Source organism: Streptomyces sp. NA04227, assembly GCF_013364195.1.
Classification (GTDB): domain Bacteria; phylum Actinomycetota; class Actinomycetes; order Streptomycetales; family Streptomycetaceae; genus Streptomyces.
Genome location: NZ_CP054918.1, coordinates 190332 through 210975, shown reverse-complemented (window position 1 = coordinate 210975; position 20644 = coordinate 190332). Strand labels below are relative to the sequence as shown.

The following is a 20644-nucleotide window of genomic DNA, read 5'->3' as shown; positions in this document are numbered from 1 at the left end:
GCCCCACGGAGATTTCGACCATGGCGAACCACGCGAACAACGAAGAGAAGCTCCTCGAATACCTGAAGCGGGCCACGGCCGATCTGCAGCAGACCCGCAAGCGTTTGCAGGCCGTCGAGGCGGCGGAGCACGAGCCCCTCGCGATCGTCGGCATGGCCTGCCGCTTCCCCGGCGACGCCGACACCCCCGAAGCCCTGTGGGACCTCCTCGCCGAAGGCCGGGACGCGGTGGGCGAGTTCCCCACCAACCGGGGCTGGGACATCGAGTCCCGCTACAGCGCCGACCCCGACGTCCCGGGCAGCAACTACGTACGCGAGGGCGCCTTCCTGTACGACGTCGACGAGTTCGACGCCGAGTTCTTCGGGATCTCGCCCCGTGAGGCGCTGGCCCTGGACCCGCAGCAGCGGCTGCTGCTCGAAACCGGCTGGGAAGCCGTCGAACGCACCGGCATCGACCCGCACAGCCTCGCCGGCAGCGCCACCGGCACCTTCGTCGGCTTCAGCGCCATGGACTACACGAGCGGCATGACCGAGGTGCCCGAAGAGGTCGAGGGCTACATCGGCACCGGCAACCTCGCCAGTGTCATGTCCGGGCGCCTGTCCTACTCCCTGGGCCTCGAAGGCCCCGCCGTCACCATCGACACCGCCTGCTCGTCCTCCCTGGTCGCCATGCACCTGGCCGCCCAGGCGCTGCGCAGCGGCGAATGCTCGCTCGCGCTCGCGGGCGGCGTCACCGTCATGGCGAACCAGGCCGGGTTCATCGAGTTCAGCCGCCAGCGCGCGCTCGCCCCCGACGGCCGCTGCAAGGCCTTCGCCGCCGCGGCCGACGGCTTCGGACCCTCCGAGGGCGCGGGCATCGTCGTCCTCGAACGCCTCTCCGACGCCCAGCGCGCCGGACGCCGCATCCTCGCCGTGATGCGCGGCAGCGCCGTCAACCAGGACGGCGCGAGCAACGGACTCACCGCCCCGAACGGCCCCTCCCAGATGCGCGTCATCCGGCAGGCCCTCGCCAATGCCCGGGTCCCCGCCGCCGAGATCGACGCGGTCGAGGCGCACGGCACCGGCACCACCCTCGGCGACCCCATCGAGGCCCAGGCCCTCATCGCCACCTACGGGCAGAACCGTCCCGCCGGACAGCCGCTCTGGCTCGGCTCGCTCAAGTCCAACATCGGCCACACCTCGGCCGCTTCGGGCGTCGCCAGCGTGATGAAGATGGTCATGGCGATGCGTGGCGGGCTGCTGCCCAAGACCCTGCACGTCGACGCACCGTCGCCGAAGATCGACTGGAGCGCCGGAGACGTCGAACTCCTCACCGAGGCCCGCGACTGGCCCACCACCGACCACCCGCGCCGCGCCGGAGTCTCCGCCTTCGGCATCAGCGGCACCAACGCCCACGTCGTCCTGGAAGAAGCCCCGGCTCCCGCCCCGACCCCGTCCGAGGCGGACGCCCGCACCCCCGAGGACACCGACGAACCGGCACTCCTCGCCCGGCTCGACGGTGCCGTGCCGTGGCTGCTCTCCGCGAAGTCGGCGGCAGCCCTGCGCGGCCAGGCCGAGCGCCTCCGGACCTACGCCACCGCCGGCGACCCCGACCGGTCCGCCACCGCGGTCGCCCTCGCCACCACCCGCTCCGCCTTCGACCACCGCGCCGCCGTCACCGCCCCCGGCCACGAGGACACCCTCCACGCCCTGAAGTCCCTCGCCGAGGGCGACCTCGCCGCCGGAGCCCTCCAGGGCCGCGACAACGGCGGCAAGGCGGTACTGGTCTTCCCCGGGCAGGGGTCGCAGTGGGCGGGGATGGCGGTCGAACTCCTGGATTCCTCGCCGGTGTTCGCGTCGCGGCTCGGTGAGTGCGCGAAGGCTCTTGAGCCGTTTGTGGAGTGGTCGCTGACGGATGTGTTGCGGCAGGTGGAGGGTGCGCCGGGCTTTGACCGGGTGGATGTTGTTCAGCCGGTGTTGTGGGCGGTGATGGTGTCGCTTGCTGAGGTGTGGCGGGCGGCTGGTGTGGTGCCTGCTGTGGTGATTGGTCACTCGCAGGGCGAGATCGCCGCGGCTGCGGTGGCGGGTGCGTTGTCGTTGGAGGACGCGGCGAAGGTGTCGGCTCTGCGTGCGAAGGCGCTGTTGGCGCTGGCGGGTAAGGGCGGCATGGTGTCCGTTGCTGACTCTGCGGAGAACGTTCGTACGCGTATTGCGGGTTGGGGTGAACGTCTGGCCCTCGCTTCGGTCAACGGCCCTCAGTCCACGGTGGTTTCGGGGGATCCCGAGGCCCTGGACGAGCTCATGTCGGCCTGCGAGCTGGACGAGGTCCGTGCCCGCCGTATCAACGTGGATTACGCCTCGCACGGCCCGCAGGTGGAGCAGATCCGCGACGAAGTCCTCAACGCCCTCGCGGGTATTGAGCCGCGCGCGGCCGAGGTTCCGTTCCTGTCCACGGTCACGGGCGAGTTCGTAACCGGCCCGGAGCTGGATGCCGAGTACTGGTACACCAACCTCCGCAACACGGTCCAATTCGAGCGCGCCGTACGGCAGTTGCTCGAATCCGGACACTCCGTGTTCCTGGAGTCGAGCGCGCACCCCGTACTGACGGTCGGAGTCCAGGAGAGCGTCGACGCTGTCGGCTCGTCGGCGGTGACGCTCGGGACGTTGCGGCGTGACGAGGGCGGCTCGCGGCGGTTGCTCGCCTCGTTCGCCGAGGCGTGGGCGTACGGTGCCGCGGTCGACTGGGGCCGGGTGTACGCCGGTCACGAGGCCAACGGCGCCGACCTGCCCACGTACGCCTTCCAGCGCACCCGTTACTGGCTGGACACGGGTGCGAACGCCGCGGCGGACGTCAGTGCCGCCGGACTCGGCGTCACGGACCACCCGATGCTGGGCGCGGCCGTACGGCTGGCCGAGGGTGACCTGACGGTGCTGACCGGGCGGCTGTCGCTGCGCACCCACCCCTGGCTCGCCGACCATGTCGTCGCGGGCGCGCGGGTGGTGCCCGGCGGTGCCTTCGTCGAACTCGCGGTCCGCGCGGGCGACGAGGCCGGATGCGACACGCTGGCCGAATTCGCCCTGGACGCACCCCTGTTGATCCCCGACGACGGCGCCGTACAGGTGCAGGTCGTGGTGGGTGCCGAGAGCGAGTCCGGCCGGACGGTGAGTGTCCACGGGCGGCCGGAGAACGCCGGGGACACCGCCGCCTGGACCCGGCACGCACAGGGGCGGCTCGTGCGTTCCGAGGCACCCGCAGAGGGTGAGGCGCTGACCGCGTGGCCGCCGTCCGGCGCCGAGCGGGTGGACCTGGCCGGGTTCTATGAGGGGCTTCACCAGCAGGGGTACGGGTACGGGCCGGCCTTTCAGGGGTTGGCCGACGTCTATCTCGCGGGCGACGGTGGCGGAGTGTTCGCCGAGGTGGTGCTGCCCGAGGAGCAGCAGGACGAAGCAGGCCGCTACGGCCTCCATCCGGCCCTGCTCGACTCGGCGCTCCACGCGCTCGCGGTCAGCGGGCCGGAAGCGGAGGACGGCACGGTCTGGCTGCCGCACGCGTGGAGCGGTCTGCGGCTGCACGCGGCCGGAGCCGGACGGGTCCGCGTCCACCTCAAGCCCGTCGGCCCCGAGGAAGTGGCCCTCGTGGTGGCGGACGCGACCGGCGCCCCGGTGGCCACGGTCGGCTCCTTCGCCTCCCGGCTCGTCCCGACCGCGGAACTGGCGTCGGCCGCCGAGGCCGCGGGCACCGGCTCCGCCGGGAACACAGCCGTACGTACGCCGCTGCGCCGCACCGCGGCAGGCCAGGACGCGGCCGAGGCGCAGTCGTTCACGGCGCGGCTCGCCGCGATGGGACCCGAGGAGCAGGAGCGCACCCTGACCGACCTGGTCCGCAGTCGCGTCGCCGCCGTACTCGGACACAGCGAGACGGACTCCGTCGAGGCCGAACGCGCCTTCCGCGACCTCGGTTTCGACTCGCTGACCGCCGTCGAACTGCGCAACCGGCTCACCGCCGCCACCGGTCTGAGCCTGCCCGCCACTCTTGTGTTCAGCCACCCCACGCCGCTGGCGCTCGCGCAGCACCTGCTCGACCGGCTCGGCACCGTCACCGTCCAAAGCGGCCCCGGCGCCCGGGAGTTCGAGGCACTGGAGGCGGCGCTCGCCGCGAGCGAACCCGAGGGTGAGGACCGCGAGGCGGTCGTCGGCCGTCTGGAGGCGCTGCTGTGGAAGTGGCGCGACGGCTCCGGCGGCACCGGCCGGGGCTCCGTCCTCGACTCCGGCGCCCTGGACTCGGTCTCCGACGACGAGATCTTCGACCTGATCGACAAGGAATTGGGAGCTTCCTGACCCTGCTCCTCCAGCCACGTATCCACAAGGAGTACTCGACACCATGTCGACGAGCAACGAAGAGAAGCTCCGCGATTACCTCAAGCGCGTCACCGCCGACCTCAGCCGCACCAAGCAGCAGCTGCGCGACGCCGAGGACGCCGACCACGAGCCGATCGCGATCGTCTCGATGTCCTGCCGCTTCCCCGGCGGCGTCACCGACCCGGAGGGCTTCTGGGACCTGATCGCCTCGGGCACCGACGCGATCAGCACCTTCCCCACCGACCGCGGCTGGGACGTGGAAGGGCTCTACGACCCGGACCCCGACAAGCCGGGCAAGACCTACGTACGCGAGGGCGGCTTCCTGGACGGGGCCACCCTGTTCGACCCGGAACTGTTCGGCATCTCGCCGCGCGAGGCCGCCGCCATGGACCCGCAGCAGCGGCTCTTCCTGGAGACCGCCTGGGAGTCCCTGGAGCGCGGCGGCTTCGACCCGCTGTCGATGAAGGCGACCTCGACCGGCGTCTTCGTCGGTGCCGTCGCCTCCGACTACGCCTCCCGCCTCGGCACGCTGCCCGAGGGCAGCGAGGGCTACATCGGCACCGGCACCATGTCGAGCGTGCTGTCCGGCCGTATCGCCTACACCTTCGGCCTGGCCGGGCCCGCCGTCACCGTCGACACCGCCTGCTCCTCCGGTCTGGTCGCCCTGCACCTGGCCGTACAGGCGCTGCGGCGCCGCGAGTGCGACCTCGCCCTCGCCGCCGGTGTCGCCGTCATGGCGAGCCCCGCCGCCTTCGTCGAGTTCAGCCGCCAGCGGGCCCTCGCACCCGACGGGCGCTGCAAGGCGTTCGGTGCCGCCGCCGACGGCACCACCTGGTCCGAGGGCGCCGGAGTGCTCCTCGTCGAGCGGCTCTCCGACGCCCGGAAGGCGGGCCACCAGATCCTCGCCGTGGTGCGGGGCTCGGCCCTGAACCAGGACGGCGCGAGCAACGGACTGACCGCGCCGAGCGAGCCCGCCCAGCAGGAGGTCATCCGCAGGGCGCTCGCCAACGCCCGGCTCACGCCCGGTCAGGTCGACGCGGTCGAGGCGCACGGCACCGGCACCACCCTCGGTGACCCCATCGAGGCGCAGGCGCTGATCGCCACGTACGGCAAGGACAAGAGTCCCGAACAGCCGCTCTGGCTGGGCTCGGTGAAGTCCAACATCGGCCACGGCGGACCTGTCGCCGGAATCGCAGGCGTCATCAAGATGGTGCAGGCCATGCGCCACGGACGCCTCCCGCGCACGCTGCACGCCGAGGAGCGCTCGCCGCACATCGACTGGTCCGCGGGCACCGTCGAACTGCTCACCGAGGCACGCGACTGGGACTCCGGCGACCAGCCCCGCCGCGCCGGTGTCTCCTCCTTCGGTGTCAGCGGCACCAACGCGCACGTCGTCCTCGAAGAGGCCCCGGCCGCCGACCCCGCCGAAGATGGCGAGTCCGCCGAACCGGACACGCGCCCCGCCCTGTGGGTGGTGTCCGGACGCACCCCGGCCGCGCTGCGCGACCAGGCCGCACGTCTGCTGGCCCACGTACGCGACGGCGACGGCACCGACCACGCCGCCACCGCGTACTCGCTCGCCACCACCCGCGCCGCGCACCCGGTGCGCGCGGGCGTGGCCGCCGCGGGCCACGACGGATTCCTGGCCGGGCTCCAGGCACTCGCCGACGGCGACAACCTGGGCACCGAGGCCGCCCCCGGCGCCGACCGGCCCGTCTTCGTCTTCCCCGGCCAGGGCTCCCAGTGGGAGGGCATGGCGGTCCAACTCCTGGACTCCTCACCGGTGTTCGCGGCCCGCCTCAACGAGTGCGCCGAGGCGCTCCGGCCGTACGTGGACTGGTCGCTCATCGACGTCCTGCGGCAGAACGAGGGCGCGCCCGGCTTCGAGCGGGTGGACGTGGTCCAGCCCGCGCTGTGGGCCGTGATGGTCTCCCTCGCCGAACTGTGGCGTGCGAACGGTGTGCGGCCCGCCGCCGTACTGGGCCACTCGCAGGGCGAGATCGCCGCGGCCGCCGTCTCCGGCGCGCTGTCCCTGGACGACGCGGCGAAGGTGTCGGCGCTGCGGGCCAAGGCGCTGCTCGCGCTCGCGGGCAAGGGCGGCATGGTGTCCGTTGCCGACACGGCCGAGAACGTGCGTACGCGGATCGACGGCTGGGGCGAGCGGCTCTCGCTCGCGTCCGTCAACGGCCCCCGCTCCACGGTGGTTTCGGGTGACCCCGACGCCCTGGACGAACTCCTCGCCGCCTGCGAGAACGACGGGGTACGCGCCCGCCGGATCAACGTCGACTACGCCTCGCACTCCGCCCAGGTCGAGTCGATCCGCGCGGACGTGCTCGGCGCCCTCGAAGGCATCGCGCCGCGCGCCACCGAGGTGCCGTTCTTCTCCACGGTCACCGGCGAGCACATCACCGGCACCGAGCTGGACGCCGAGTACTGGTACACCAACCTGCGCGGCACCGTCCGCTTCGAGGACGGTGTGCGGGACCTGATCGGCGCCGGGCACGGACTGTTCGTCGAGGCCAGCGCCCACCCGGTGCTCACCGTCGGCGTCCAGGAGACCATCGACGTCCTGGGCACGCAGGCCGTCACGCTCGGCACCCTGCGCCGCGACGAGGGCGGCGAACTGCGCTTCCTCACCTCCCTCGGCGAGGCCTGGGCACATGGCGCCCAGGTCGACTGGGAGGCCGTCCACCAGGGCCGGGACGCACGCAAGGTGCCGCTGCCCACGTACGCCTTCCAGCACCGCGGTTACTGGCTCGACGCCGAGACCGAACAGGCCGCCGTCGCCACGCCCGGCGGCGTCGTCGACGAGGTCGACGCCGCGTTCTGGGCCGCCGTCGAGAACGGCGACCTCGCCTCGCTCCAGGGGCTCGAACTCGGCGAGGACCAGTCCATCAGCTCCGTACTGCCCGCCCTGACCAGCTGGCGGCGGGCCCGAAGGGAAAAGTCCGCCATGGACTCCTGGCGCTACCGCAACGTCTGGACGGTCGCCGAGACCGCCGAACCCGCCCTGAGCGGAACCTGGCTCGTCATCGAGTCCGAGGGCGCCGCCGGTGAACTCGCCGACGCCGCCGAGCGGCAGCTCAAGGAGCGCGGCGCGCACACCGTGCGGATCGGCGTCGAGATCGACGCGTCCGACCGCTACACGCTGGCCCAGCAGATCCACGAGACGCTGTCCGACGACGGCGAGATCACCGGCGTCCTGTCGCTGCTCTCCCTCGACGAGCGCCCGCACCCCGAGTACGAGGCACTGCCGCTCGGCCTCGCCGGGACCGTCACCCTCGTCCAGGCGATCCTCCAGGTCCGTGAACTCGCCGAGTTCGACGCCCCGTTGTGGACGCTGACCCAGGGCGCCGTGTCGGTCGGCGACTCCGACGCCGTCACCAGCCCGTTGCAGGCCGCCGTGTGGGGTCTGGCCCGGGTCCTGGTCCAGGAGCACCCGCGCCTGTGGGGCGGCATCGTCGACCTGCCCAAGGAGCCCGACGAGGAGGCCTGGACCCGGCTGGCCGGGGTGCTCACCGAGCCCGGCGACGAGGACCAGCTCGCCATCCGCTCCTGGAACGTCCTGGTGCGCAGGCTCGTCCGCGCACCGCTCGGCGACACCACCCCCGCCCGCACCTGGCGGCCCGAGGGCACCGCGCTGATCACCGGCGGCACCGGCGGCCTCGGCGCGAACACCGCCCGCTGGCTCGCCCGGGCCGGAGCCGAGCACCTGCTGCTGCTCAGCCGCAGCGGCCAGGACGCGCCCGGGGCCGCAGAACTCGCCGTCGAACTCAAGGAGTTGGGCGCCGAGGTGACCATCGCCGCGGTCGACGTCTCCGACCGCGACGCACTGGCCGGGGTGATCGCCGCGATCCCCGCCGAGAAGCCGCTGACCTCCGTGTTCCACACCGCCGCCGTACTCGACGACGGCATGGTCGACTCGCTGACCCCGGACCGCCTGGAGAACACCTTCAAGGTCAAGGCGCACGGCGCCCTGCACCTGGCCGAGCTGACCGCGGACGCCGAACTGAGCGCCTTCGTCCTGTTCTCCTCCTTCGGCGCCGCCTACGGCTCCGCGGGCCTGGGCAACTACACGCCCGGCAACACCTTCCTCGACGCCCTCGCCGAACAGCGGCGCGCCCAGGGGCTGCCCGCGACCTCCGTGGTCTGGGGCACCTGGCAGGGCAGCGGCATGGCGGACAACGGCGTCGGCGAACGCGCCCGCCTCCAGGGCGTGTGGGAGCTGACACCCGAGCAGGCGACCGCGGCCCTGCAGCAGTCCCTGGACCACGAGGAGACCAACCCGGTCGTCATCGACATCCGCTGGGACAGCTTCTCGCTCGGCACCAACACCGAGCGCAACAGCCCGCTGTTCGAGATGGTGCCCGAGGCCGCCGCCAAGGTCGCCGCCGCGCAGGCCGAGGCCGAGGCCACTGCCGAGGAGGACGCCGGTGCCCCCGAGGCACTGCTCGCCCGGCTGCGCAGTCAGCCGCCCGCCGAGCAGGAGCGCATCCTGCTCGAACTGGTCCGCAAACAGGCCGCGTCCGTCCTCGGACACGGCACCGCGGGCGAGGGCGCCCTGGCCGCCGTCGGCCCCGACCGCCCGTTCCGCGAGCTCGGCTTCGACTCGCTCAGCGCGGTCGAACTACGCAACCGGCTCGGCGCGGCCACCGGCCTGAGCCTGCCCTCCACGCTCGTCTTCGACCACCCCACCCCGGCCGAGCTCGCCGCCGAGATCCGCACCGAACTCCTCGGCGACGCGGACGGCGTCGAACCCGTCCTGGAGGAGATCGGGCGGCTCGAAGCGCTGCTCGGCGGCGCGCCCGCCGACGCCGAGGCCCGCTCCCGTATCAGCGGCCGCCTCCAGGCCCTGTTGGCCACCTGGAACGGCACGGACGGCGCCGGCCAGGACGACCGGGGCGAGAGCGACGTCGACTCCGCCTCCGACGACGAGCTGTTCGGAATGCTCGACGACGAACTCGAAACGAAATAACGCATGAACGGCGCCGCTTCGGCCTTCCGCTTCCCGTGCCCGGTCCTGTTCCCGGTAGGTGACTGAGTTGAGCAACACCAATGAAGACAAGCTCCGCGAATATCTGAAGCGGGCCACCACCGACCTGCGCAACGCCCGCAGGCGGGTACGGGAGCTGGAAGAGCCGGAGCCGGTCGCCGTCGTACGGATGGCCTGCCGCTTCCCCGGCGAGGTGTCGAGTCCCGAGCAACTGTGGGACCTCGTCGCCGACGGCCGGGAGGGAATCTCCGGGTTCCCCGACGACCGCGGCTGGGACCTCGACGCCCTGTACGACCCGGACCCCGACCGGGCCGGTACCTCGTACACCCAGCAGGGCGGATTCCTGGGCGAAGTCCCGCGGTTCGACGCCCAGTTGTTCGGGATCTCGCCGCGCGAGGCGCTCGCCATGGACCCGCAGCAGCGGCTGCTCCTGGAGACCTCCTGGGAGGTCCTGGAAGGGGCCGGGATCGATCCGACCTCGCTGAAGGGGAGCAGTACCGGCGTCTTCGTCGGTGCCTCGTCCTCCAGTTACGGCGGAGACCTGGAAGAGGTCCCGGACGGGGTCGAGGGCTATCTCGGCACCGGCAACGCGGCGGCCGTCGTCTCCGGACGGCTCGCCTACACCTACGGCCTGGAGGGCCCGGCCGTCACCGTGGACACGGCCTGCTCCTCCTCCCTGGTGGCGCTGCACCTGGCCGTCCAGGCACTGCGGCAGAACGAGTGCGCGCTCGCGCTCGCCGCCGGTGTCACCGTGATGTCGACGCCCGGCCTGTTCGTCGAGTTCAGCCGTCAGCGGGGACTCGCCGAGGACGGCCGCTGCAAGGCCTTCGGCGACGGCGCCGACGGCACCGGCTTCTCCGAGGGCGTCGGCGTGCTCCTCCTGGAGCGGCTGTCCGACGCCCGCCGCAACGGCCGTGAGGTCCTCGCCGTCATCCGCGGCTCCGCCGTCAACCAGGACGGCGCGAGCAACGGCCTCACCGCGCCCAACGGCCCCTCCCAGCGGCGCGTCATCAAGCAGGCCCTCGCCAACGCCCGCCTGGAAGCAGGGCAGATCGACGTCGTAGAGGCGCACGGCACCGGCACCACCCTCGGTGACCCCATCGAGGCCCAGGCCCTCATCGCCACGTACGGCAAGGGCCGTGACACCGGACGCCCGCTGTGGCTCGGCTCGGTGAAGTCGAACATCGGCCACACCCAGGCCGCCGCCGGTATGGCCGGAGTCATGAAGACGGTCATGGCGATGCGGCACGGCGTCCTGCCGAGGACCCTGCACGCCGAGGTGCCCAGCAGCCAGATCGACTGGTCGGCGGGCACCGTACGGCTCCTCCAGGAGGAGACCGGCTGGGACACCGTTGACGGGGCACCGCGCCGCGCCGGAGTCTCCGCCTTCGGCGTCGGCGGCACCAACGCCCACGTCATCCTGGAGCAGGACCTCCCCGGCGTCCCCGACAGCCCAGACTCCGCCGAGCAGCCGCCCGCGGCAGCGGCCGCCGAGGCACCCCGCCGCGTCTTCGACAGCCCCCAACTGCCGTGGCTGGTCTCGGGCAAGAGCACCGGCGCCCTGCGCGCCCAGGCCGAGCGGCTGCACCACTTCACCTCCGCCGAGGCCGCCGAGGCCGCCGATGCCACCCCGGCGGACCTCGCCCTGTCGCTCGCCACGACCCGTGCCGCCCTCGAACAGCGCGGCGCCGTGGTCGCCCCGGACCGCGCCGCCCTCACCGCGGGACTCGCCGCACTCGCCGACGGCACCTCGCACCCCGCCGTCGTCCAGGGCACCACCCTGCCCGGCGCCGGAGTCGTCTTCGTGTTCCCGGGCCAGGGCTCCCAGTGGACCGGCATGGCCGTCGAACTCCTGGACTCCTCACCGGTGTTCGCCGAGCGGCTCGCCGAGTGCGAGCGGGCACTCGCACCCCACGTCGACTGGTCACTGACCGAGGTACTGCGGCAGAACGAGGGCGCGCCCGGCTTCGAGCGGGTGGACGTGGTCCAGCCCGCGCTGTGGGCCGTGATGGTCTCCCTCGCCGGACTCTGGCGCGCCTGCGGGGTCCAGCCCGCCGCCGTGATCGGCCACTCGCAGGGCGAGATAGCCGCGGCCGCCGTCTCCGGCGCGCTGTCGCTCGACGACGCGGCGAAGGTGTCGGCGCTGCGGGCCAAGGCGCTGCTCGCGCTCGCGGGCAAGGGCGGCATGATGTCCGTCGCCGACACCGCCGCGGCCGTACGCGAGCGGATCGCCCCCTGGGGCGAAAACCTCGCCGTCGCTTCCGTCAACGGCCCCTCGTCCACGGTGGTTTCGGGCGATCCCGAGGCTCTCGACGCGCTCCTTGCCGCCTGCGAGAACGATGGGGTACGCGCCCGCCGCATCAACGTCGACTACGCCTCCCACGGCCCGCAGGTGGAGCGGATCCGCGCCGAGGTCCTCGCGGCACTCGACGGCATCGCACCGCGTACCACCGGCGTCCCCTTCTTCTCCACGGTCACCGGCGCCTTCGTCACCGGCACCGAACTGGACGCCGAGTACTGGTACACCAACCTGCGCCGCACCGTCCGCTTCGAAGAGGCCGTACGCGCCCTGCTCGACGAGGGCCACGGACTGTTCGTCGAGGCCAGCGCCCACCCGGTGCTCACCGTCGGCGTCCAGGAGACCCTCGACGACGCGGGCCGTCCCGCCGTCACGCTGGGCAGTCTGCGCCGCGACGAAGGCGGCCCGCAGCGCTTCCTCACCTCGCTCGCCGAGGCATGGACCCGCGGCGCCCAGGTCGACTGGGCCACCCTCCTCGCCCCCGGCGCCCGCACCGTCGAACTGCCCACCTACACCTTCCAGCAGCAGCGCTACTGGCTGGAGTCCGCGCCCGGCGCCGCCCAGCCGCACGGCGCCCCGGCCGTCGACGAGGCCGAGGCCCGGTTCTGGGACGCCGTCGAGCGCGAGGACCTGGCGGAGCTGGCGGGCCACCTCGACGTGCCCGACAGCGACGACGAGAGCCTCGGCCGTCTGCTGCCCACCCTCGCCTCCTGGCGGCGCCGCCGCCGCGAGGGCGCCGAGATCGACCGCTGGCGCTACCAGGTCCGGTTCGAGCGGCTGGGCGACCCCGGCGGCGTACGGATCGACGGGACCTGGCTGATCGTCCTGCCCGCCGACGACTCCGCCGATGACGCCGATGACACGGCCGACGCGCTCGCCGAGGCCTGCACCGAAGCCCTCGAACAGCACGGCGCCCAGACCCTGACCCTGCGCGCCCCGGGCACCGAACGCGCCGCCCTCGCAGAGACGTTGAGCGCCCTGGGCGGCACCCCGCTCGCCGGAGTGCTCTCCTTCACCGCCCTGGCCGGGGAGCAGGCCGCCCTCGGCACCCTCGCCCTGGTCCAGGCGCTCGCCGACACCGGGGTCACCGCACCGCTGTGGTGCGCCACGCAGGGCGCCGTCACCGCGGTCCGCTCCGACGCCGCGGCCCTGCCGGAGCAGGCCGCCGTCTGGGGACTCGGCCGCGTCGTCGCGCTCGAACAGCCGCGTACCTGGGGCGGGTTGATCGATCTGCCCGCCGCACCGGACGGGCGCGCCCTGACCCGTTTCGTACAGGCCCTTGCCGCCGCCGGTGACGAGGACCAGATCGCCGTGCGCGACACGGGCCTGTACGGACGCCGCCTGGTACGCGCCCAGCTCGCCGAGCGCGAGAGCGCACACCCCTTCGCGCCCCGCGGCACCGTCCTGATCACCGGCGGCACCGGGGGAGTGGGCGCCCATGCCGCCCGCAGGCTCGCCACCCTCGGCGCCCCGCACCTGCTGCTCACCAGCCGCCGTGGCCCGGACGCCCCCGGCGCCGCCGAACTCGTAGCCGAACTGGAGGAGTTGGGCGCCCGCGTCACCATCGCCGCCTGCGACGTCGCCGACCGCGACGCGCTTGCCGCCGTACTGGCCGAGGTCCCCGAGGACGCCCCGCTCACCGCTGTCCTGCACGCGGCGGGCCTCCCGCAGTCCACCCACGCCGACGCGCTCACCCCCGAGGAGTTCGCCGACATCACGGCGGGCAAGGTACGCGGCGCCGAGAACCTGGACGCCCTCCTCGGTGACACCCCGCTGGACGCCTTCGTCCTGTTCTCCTCCAACTCCGGTGTCTGGGGCGCCGCCGGGCACACCGCCTACGCCGCCGCCAACGCCCACCTCGACGCCCTCGCCGAACAGCGCCGCGCCCGTGGCGTGAGTGCCACCTCCATCGCCTGGGGTGCCTGGGGCGGTGGCGGCCTGATGGACTCCGAGGGCGCCCGCGAGTACATGAACCGGCGCGGCGTACTGGAGATGGAGCCCGGCACCGCGCTGACCGCGCTGCTGCGCGCCCTCGACCACGACGAGACCTTCGTCGCGGTCGCCGACGTCGACTGGGAGCGCTTCGCGCCCGGCTTCACCTCCGGCCGCCCGAGCCCGCTGCTCGACGGCGTCCCCGAGGCCCGCGCCGCACTCCAGGCCGCGGCCGGCGACGTCGAACAGGGCGAGCCCGCCTCGGAGTTCGCGGCCCGGCTCGCCGCGGCCGACGAGTCCGCGCGCGCGGAACTGGTACTGGACCTCGTCCGTACCGAGGCCGCCGCCGTCCTCGGGCACAGCGACCCCGACGCCCTCGAACCCGACCGCGCCTTCAAGGACTTCGGCTTCGACTCGCTCACCGCCGTCGACCTGCGCAACCGGCTCACCGCCGCCACCGGCCTGCGGCTCCCGGCCACCCTGGTCTTCGACCACCCCACGCCCACCGCGCTCGCCCGGTTCGTCCGGGCGGAGATCCTCGGTACGCCGGACGAGAGCACCGAAGGCTCCGCCGGGGCCACGGTCGCCGTGAGCGACGAGCCCATCGCCATCGTCGCGATGAGCTGCCGCTACCCGGGCGGGGTCCTCTCGCCCGAGGACCTCTGGCAGCTGGTCGCCGACGGCCGCGACGCCATCTCCGGCTTCCCCACCGACCGCGGCTGGGACCTCGACTCCCTCTACGACCCCGACCCGGACCGGCTCGGTACGAGCTATGTGCGCGAGGGCGGATTCGTCGACAGCGCCACCCGGTTCGACCCCGGATTCTTCGGCATCTCGCCGCGCGAGGCCCTCACCATGGACCCGCAGCAGCGGCTGCTCCTGGAAACCTCCTGGGAGACCTTCGAACGCGCGGGCCTGGACCCGCAGGCGCTCAAGGGCAGCAGCACCGGTGTCTTCATCGGCGCGGGCTATCCGGGCTACGGCGAGGGCATGGAGATGCCCGAGGGTTCCGAGGGCCACATGCTCTTCGGCGCCTCCGCCGCCGTCGTCTCCGGACGCGTCGCCTACACCTTCGGACTCGAAGGCCCCGCCGTCACCGTCGACACCATGTGCTCGTCCTCCCTGGTGGCCCTGCACCTGGCCGCTCAGGCGCTGCGCAGCGGCGAGTGCTCCATGGCGCTCGCGGGCGGCGCCATGGTGATGTGCTCGCCCGGCGTGTTCATCGGCTTCAGCCAGCAGCGCGGCCTGTCCACCGACGGCCGCTGCAAGTCCTTCGCCGAGGAGGCGGACGGCACCGGCTGGTCGGAGGGCGTCGGCGTACTCCTCCTGGAGCGGCTGTCGGACGCCGAGCGGGCCGGGCACCAGGTGCTCGCCGTCATCCGCGGTTCGGCGACCAACCAGGACGGCGCGAGCAACGGCCTCACCGCGCCCAACGGCCCGGCCCAGCAGCGCGTCATCCGGCAGGCCCTGGCCAACGCGGGCCTCGGCGGCGACCAGATCGACGCGGTCGAGGCACACGGCACCGGCACCACGCTCGGCGACCCCATCGAGGCGCAGGCCCTGCTCGCCACCTATGGCAGGGACCACGACGCGGACAGCCCGCTGTGGCTCGGCTCGGTCAAGTCCAACATGGGCCACGCCCAGGCCGCCTCCGGTGTCGCGGGCGTCATCAAGATGGTGATGGCCATGCGGCACGGGGTGCTGCCGCGCACCCTGCACGTCGACAACCCCTCCACCGAGGTCGACTGGGACTCCGGCGCCGTCGAACTCCTCGCCGAGTCCCGGCCCTGGCCCGAGACCGGACGTCCGCGCCGCGCCGCCGTGTCCTCCTTCGGCGGCAGCGGCACCAACGCCCACCTGATCCTGGAGCAGGCACCGGCCGCGGAACAGGCGCCGCAGGACGCCCTGCCCGCCGTCCCCGCGCCCGAACTCCCGCTGCCCTGGCTGCTTTCCGGCCGAGGCACCCCCGGCCTGCGCGCACAGGCGGCCCGCCTGCGGGACCACGTCAGCGCGCACGAGGACCTGGCGGCCACCGATGTGGCCTGGTCCCTGGTGACCACCCGCTCCGCGCTCGAATCCCGCGGTGCCGTGGTCGCCGCGGACCGTGCGCAGCTGCTCGCCGCACTGACCGCGCTCGCCGAGGGCGCCCCCGCGCCCGGCGTCGCCACCGGCACGGCCAAGCCCGCGAAGACCGCGTTCCTCTTCTCCGGCCAGGGCAGCCAGCAGGCCGGGGCCGGACGCGAACTGCACGCCGCCTTCCCGGTGTTCGCCGAGGCCCTGGACGAACTGTGCGCCGAGTTCGACCGGCACCTCGAACTCCCGCTGCGTTCCTTGCTGTTCGCCGAACCGGGCACCGAACAGGCCGCGCTGCTCGACGAGACCCGCTACACCCAGCCCGCCCTGTTCGCCGTCGAAGTGGCCCTTTTCCGGCTGCTCACCGACCTCGGCGTACGGCCCACGCACCTGGTCGGCCACTCGATCGGCGAACTCGCCGCCGCGCACGTCGCCGGAGTCCTGAGCCTGTCCGACGCCTGCACCCTGGTCGCCGCCCGCGGCCGTCTGATGCAGGAACTGCCCACCGGCGGCGTCATGGTCTCGGTACGGGCCACCGAGCAGGAGGTACTGCCGCTGCTCACCGAGGTGGCGGACCGGGTCTCGGTCGCCGCGGTCAACGGGCCGCAGTCCGTGGTCCTGTCCGGCGAGGCCGACGCGGTACGCGCGCTCGCCGCCCAGCTCGCCGAGGACGGCCGCAAGACCCGTGAGCTGATCGTCTCGCACGCCTTCCACTCGCCGCTGATGGAACCCATGATCGGCGAGTTCCGGCGCGTGGCCGAGCAGTTGACGTACGCGCCGCCGACCGTCCCGATCGTCTCCAACCTCACCGGCGAACTCGTCACCGAGTTCACCGCCGCCTACTGGGTGGACCACGTACGCGGCGCCGTCCGCTTCGCCGACGGCATCGCCACCCTGCTCGGCCTCGGTGCGAACACCCTGGTCGAGCTCGGCCCCGGCGGCGTACTGACCGCCATGGCACAGGAATGCCTGACCGAGGGCGGCCCCGCCCCCGCGCTGGTGGCCACCCTGCGCAAGAACCGCCCGGAGACCGAGGCGTTCCTCGCAGCGCTCGCCCAGGCGTGGACGCACGGCGTCGACGTCGACTGGACCCGGCTGTACCAGGGCCGCGCACCGCGCCGTGTGGACCTGCCCACGTACGCCTTCCAGCACGAGCGGTTCTGGCCCGTGCCGCGCACCGCCACCGCCGCCGACGCGGGCGGCCTCGGACTGGCCGACACCGGGCACCCGCTGCTCGGCGCGGCCACCGAACTCGCCGACGGCGCAGGCCTGTTGTTCACCGGACGGCTCTCCGCCGAGACCCAGCCCTGGCTCGCCGACCACGCCGTCGGCGGCACCGTGATCCTGCCGGGCACCGCCTTCGTCGAACTCGCCGTACGGGCGGGCGACGAGGCCGGGGCGGGCCGCCTGGAAGAACTCAGCCTCCAGGCGCCGCTGGCCCTGCCCGAGCGCGGCGGGGTGCAGATCCAGGTACTCGTCGGCGAGGCGGACAGTGCGGGGCGTCGCCCGGTCGCCGTCCACTCGCGACCCGAGAACGCCGCCGGACAGCCCTGGACCCGGCACGCGAGCGGTGAACTCGCCCCGGCCGCACCGGAACCCGCCGCCGGATTCGGCGCCTGGCCGCCGCCGGGCACCGAGGCCGTCGACCTGACCGGCTTCTACTTCGGCGCCGCCGACGTCGGCTACGGCTTCGGCCCCTCCTTCCAGGGCCTTACCGCCGCCTGGAAGCACCCGGACACCGGCGACGTCTACGCCGAGGTCGTGCTGCCCGAGCCGCAGCACGAGCGCGCCGGACAGTACGTCCTGCACCCCGCGCTCCTGGACGCCGCCCTGCACGGCATGCGCCTGGGCGACTTCCTCGAACAGACCGGCGAGGCCCGGCTTCCCTTCCTGTTCAACGGAGTCGGCCTGCACGCGGCCGGCGCCGCCGAACTGCGCGTACGTATCACCAGCGCGGGCACGGACACCATCGCCGTCACCCTCACCGACACCTCCGACAAGCCGGTGGCCACACTCGACTCGCTGGTGCTGCGGCCCGTCGCCCTGGACGCGCTCAGCCGGTCCACGGGCGAGGACGAAGGCCTGTACCGGCTCGACTGGACGCCCGCGGCAGCGGCGGACAGCGACACCACCGGCACCTTCGCGGTACTCGGCGCCGACACCCTCGGTGTGACGGCGGCCCTGCACGGGGCGGGCCACACCGCCGAGGCGCACCGCGACCTCGCGGTCCTGAAGGCGGCACTCGACCGGGGCGGCGAACGGCCCGGCACCGTACTGCTGCCGCTCGACCCGCCGCCCGCCGCCGACGCGCACACCGTCCGCGAGGCCACTGCCCGCGTGCTGGCCCTGCTCCAGGGCTGGTTGGCCGACAGCGCCTTCGATGACGTACGGCTCGCCGTCGTCACCCGGGGCGCTCTCGCCACCCGCACCGGCGAGGACCCGGCCGACCTGGCGCACGCCGCCGCCTGGGGCCTGGTGCGCTCCGCACAGACCGAGAACCCCGGGCGCCTCGTCCTCGTCGACCTCGACCCGGCCGCCGCGCCCGGCGGCGAGGCACTCGCCTGTGCCCTCGCCGCGTCCGCCGCCCTCGACGAACCGCAGCTGGCACTGCGCGAGGACACCGTGCTCGTACCGCGCCTGGTACGCGCCGCCGGTTCCGCCTCACTCACCCTGCCCGAGGGCTCCGCCGCCTGGACCCTGGACACCACGGCCCGCGGCACCCTGGAGAACCTGACCCTCGTCCCGCGCCCCGAGGCCGCCGAGCCCCTGGCCGAGAACACGGTACGGATCGCCGTCCACGCCGCGGGGCTCAACTTCCGCGACGTGATGATCGCGCTCGGCATGTACCCCGGCGACGCTTTCCTCGGCAGCGAGGCGGCGGGCGTCGTCACCGAGGTCGGCCCCGGCGTCACCACACTGGCCGTCGGCGACCGTGTGATGGGCATGATCCCGCACGCCTTCGGGCCGCTGGCGGTCGCCGACCACCGGATGGTCGCCCGGGTCCCGGCGGGCTGGAGCTTCGCCCGCGCGGCCTCCGTACCCGCCGCCTTCCTCACCGCGCACTACGCCCTCGGAGACCTCGCGGGCCTGGAGCGCGGCGAGAAGGTCCTGATCCACGCGGCCGCGGGCGGCGTCGGCATGGCCGCCGTGCAGCTCGCCAAGCACCGCGGCGCCGAGGTCTTCGCCACGGCCAGCAAGGGCAAGTGGGACACCCTGCGCGCGGCCGGACTCGACGAGGCGCACATCGCCTCGTCCCGCGACACCGACTTCGAGGAGCACTTCCGGGCCTCCTTGGACGGCAAGGGCATGGACGTCGTCCTGGACTCGCTCAGCGGTGAACTCGTCGACGCCTCCCTGCGGTTGCTCAACTCCGGCGGTCGTTTCATCGAGATGGGCAAGACCGACATCCGGGACACCGCCGAAGTCGCACGCGCCCACAACGGCGTCGCGTACCGGGCCTTCGACCTCGCCGAGGCCGGACCCGAGCGGACCGGCGAGATGCTCGCCGAACTGGCCGCGCTCTTCGAGTCCGGCGCCATCGAGCCGCTGCCGGTGCGCGGTTGGGACATCCGGCGGGCGCCCGAGGCCTTCCGCCTGATGAGCCGTGCCCAGCACATCGGCAAGATCGTCCTGACCGTTCCGCAGGGCTGGGACCCCGAAGGCACCGTCCTGGTCACCGGCGGCACCGGAACCCTCGGCGCCCTGGTCGCCCGCCACCTGGTCACCGCACACGGCGTACGGCACCTGCTGCTCGCCTCGCGCCGTGGTCCCGACAGCCCCGGCGCCGCCGAACTCGTGTCCGACATCGCCGAGTTGGGCGCCACCGCCGAGGTCGTCGCCTGCGACGCGGCCGACCGCGACCGGCTCGCCGACGTACTGGCCGCGATCCCGGACGCACACCCGCTGCGGGGCGTCGTCCACACCGCGGGCGTCGTCGACGACGGCGTCCTCGGCTCGCTGGACGCCGACCGAGTGGCCGCCGTACTGCGGCCCAAGGCCGACGCGGCGCTCAACCTGCACGAGCTCACCCGGGACCTGGAGCTGACCCAGTTCGTCCTGTACTCGTCCGCGGCCGGTGTCTCCGGCAACTCCGGCCAGGCCAACTACGCCGCCGCGAACGCCTTCCTGGACGCCCTGGCCCACCACCGCAGGGCCCAGGGCCTGCCCGCCCGCTCGCTGGCCTGGGGCATGTGGGACCCGGCGGGCGGCATGACCGCCGATCTCGCCGAGACCGACGTGGCCCGGATGACCCGTGGCGGCGTCACCCCGCTCACCCCCGAGATCGGACTCGCCCTGTTCGACGCGGCGGCCCGGCTCGACGAGGCGCTGCTCGTGCCCGTACGCCTGGACCCGGCCGGACTCGGCGGACAGAGCGGAGCCCAAGTACCCGCGCTGTACCGGGCGTTGGTGCGCACCCCGGTGCGCCGCACGGCCCAGGCCGCTGTCGCGGCGTCCGAGGCCGAGGCACTGGTCGAGCGGCTCGCCGGACGCACCGCCGCACAGGCCGGGGAGATCCTGCTCGACCTGGTCCGGGCGAATGTGTCCGCGGTGCTCGGCATCACCGACCCGCGCACCGTCGAGGCCGACCGTGCCTTCAAGGACATCGGCTTCGACTCGCTCACCGCCGTCGAACTGCGCAACCGCCTCAACACGAGCACCGGACTGCGACTGCCCGCGACGCTCATCTTCGACTTCCCCTCGCCCGGCGAACTCGTCGACCACCTGCGCGCCGAACTCGCGCCCGGGTCCGCGGAGTTGGACGGTGCGGCCGACTCGTACCCGAGCGAGCAGGACGAGCAGCACGTCAGGCAGGTCCTGTCGAGCCTTCCGCTCACGCGCCTGCGCGAGGCCGGGCTGCTCGACGCCCTGCTCGCGCTCGGTGACAGCGACGCGGGCCGGTCCGCCCCGCAGCCCTCTCAGCAAGCCGAGGACATCGCCGCCATGGATGTCGACGCTCTCGTCTCGCTCGCCCTGGACAACAGCAACTCCTGACGCGCCCGTGGAGCGGAG

3 protein-coding genes are annotated in these 20644 nt (G+C 73.5%); all 3 read left to right on the top strand.

Going from position 1 to position 20644, the window contains the following annotated elements; genetic code table 11:
- Positions 1–20: 20 nt before the first annotated feature.
- The 3 genes from HUT18_RS00805 to HUT18_RS00795 all read left to right on the top strand — a co-directional run bounded on the left by HUT18_RS00805 (position 21) and on the right by HUT18_RS00795 (position 20626).
- Positions 21–4316 (top strand): type I polyketide synthase, encoded by a 4296-nt coding sequence (locus tag HUT18_RS00805; protein WP_176096857.1) that lies wholly within the window; start codon positions 21–23, stop codon positions 4314–4316.
- A 43-nt stretch (positions 4317–4359) separates the two neighbouring features.
- Positions 4360–9312, top strand: coding sequence for a type I polyketide synthase (locus HUT18_RS00800; protein ID WP_176096855.1), 4953 nt, complete (start codon positions 4360–4362; stop codon positions 9310–9312).
- Between the two features lie 67 nt (positions 9313–9379).
- Positions 9380–20626 (top strand): type I polyketide synthase, encoded by an 11247-nt coding sequence (locus HUT18_RS00795; protein ID WP_176096854.1) that lies wholly within the window; start codon positions 9380–9382, stop codon positions 20624–20626.
- Positions 20627–20644: the final 18 nt, after the last annotated feature.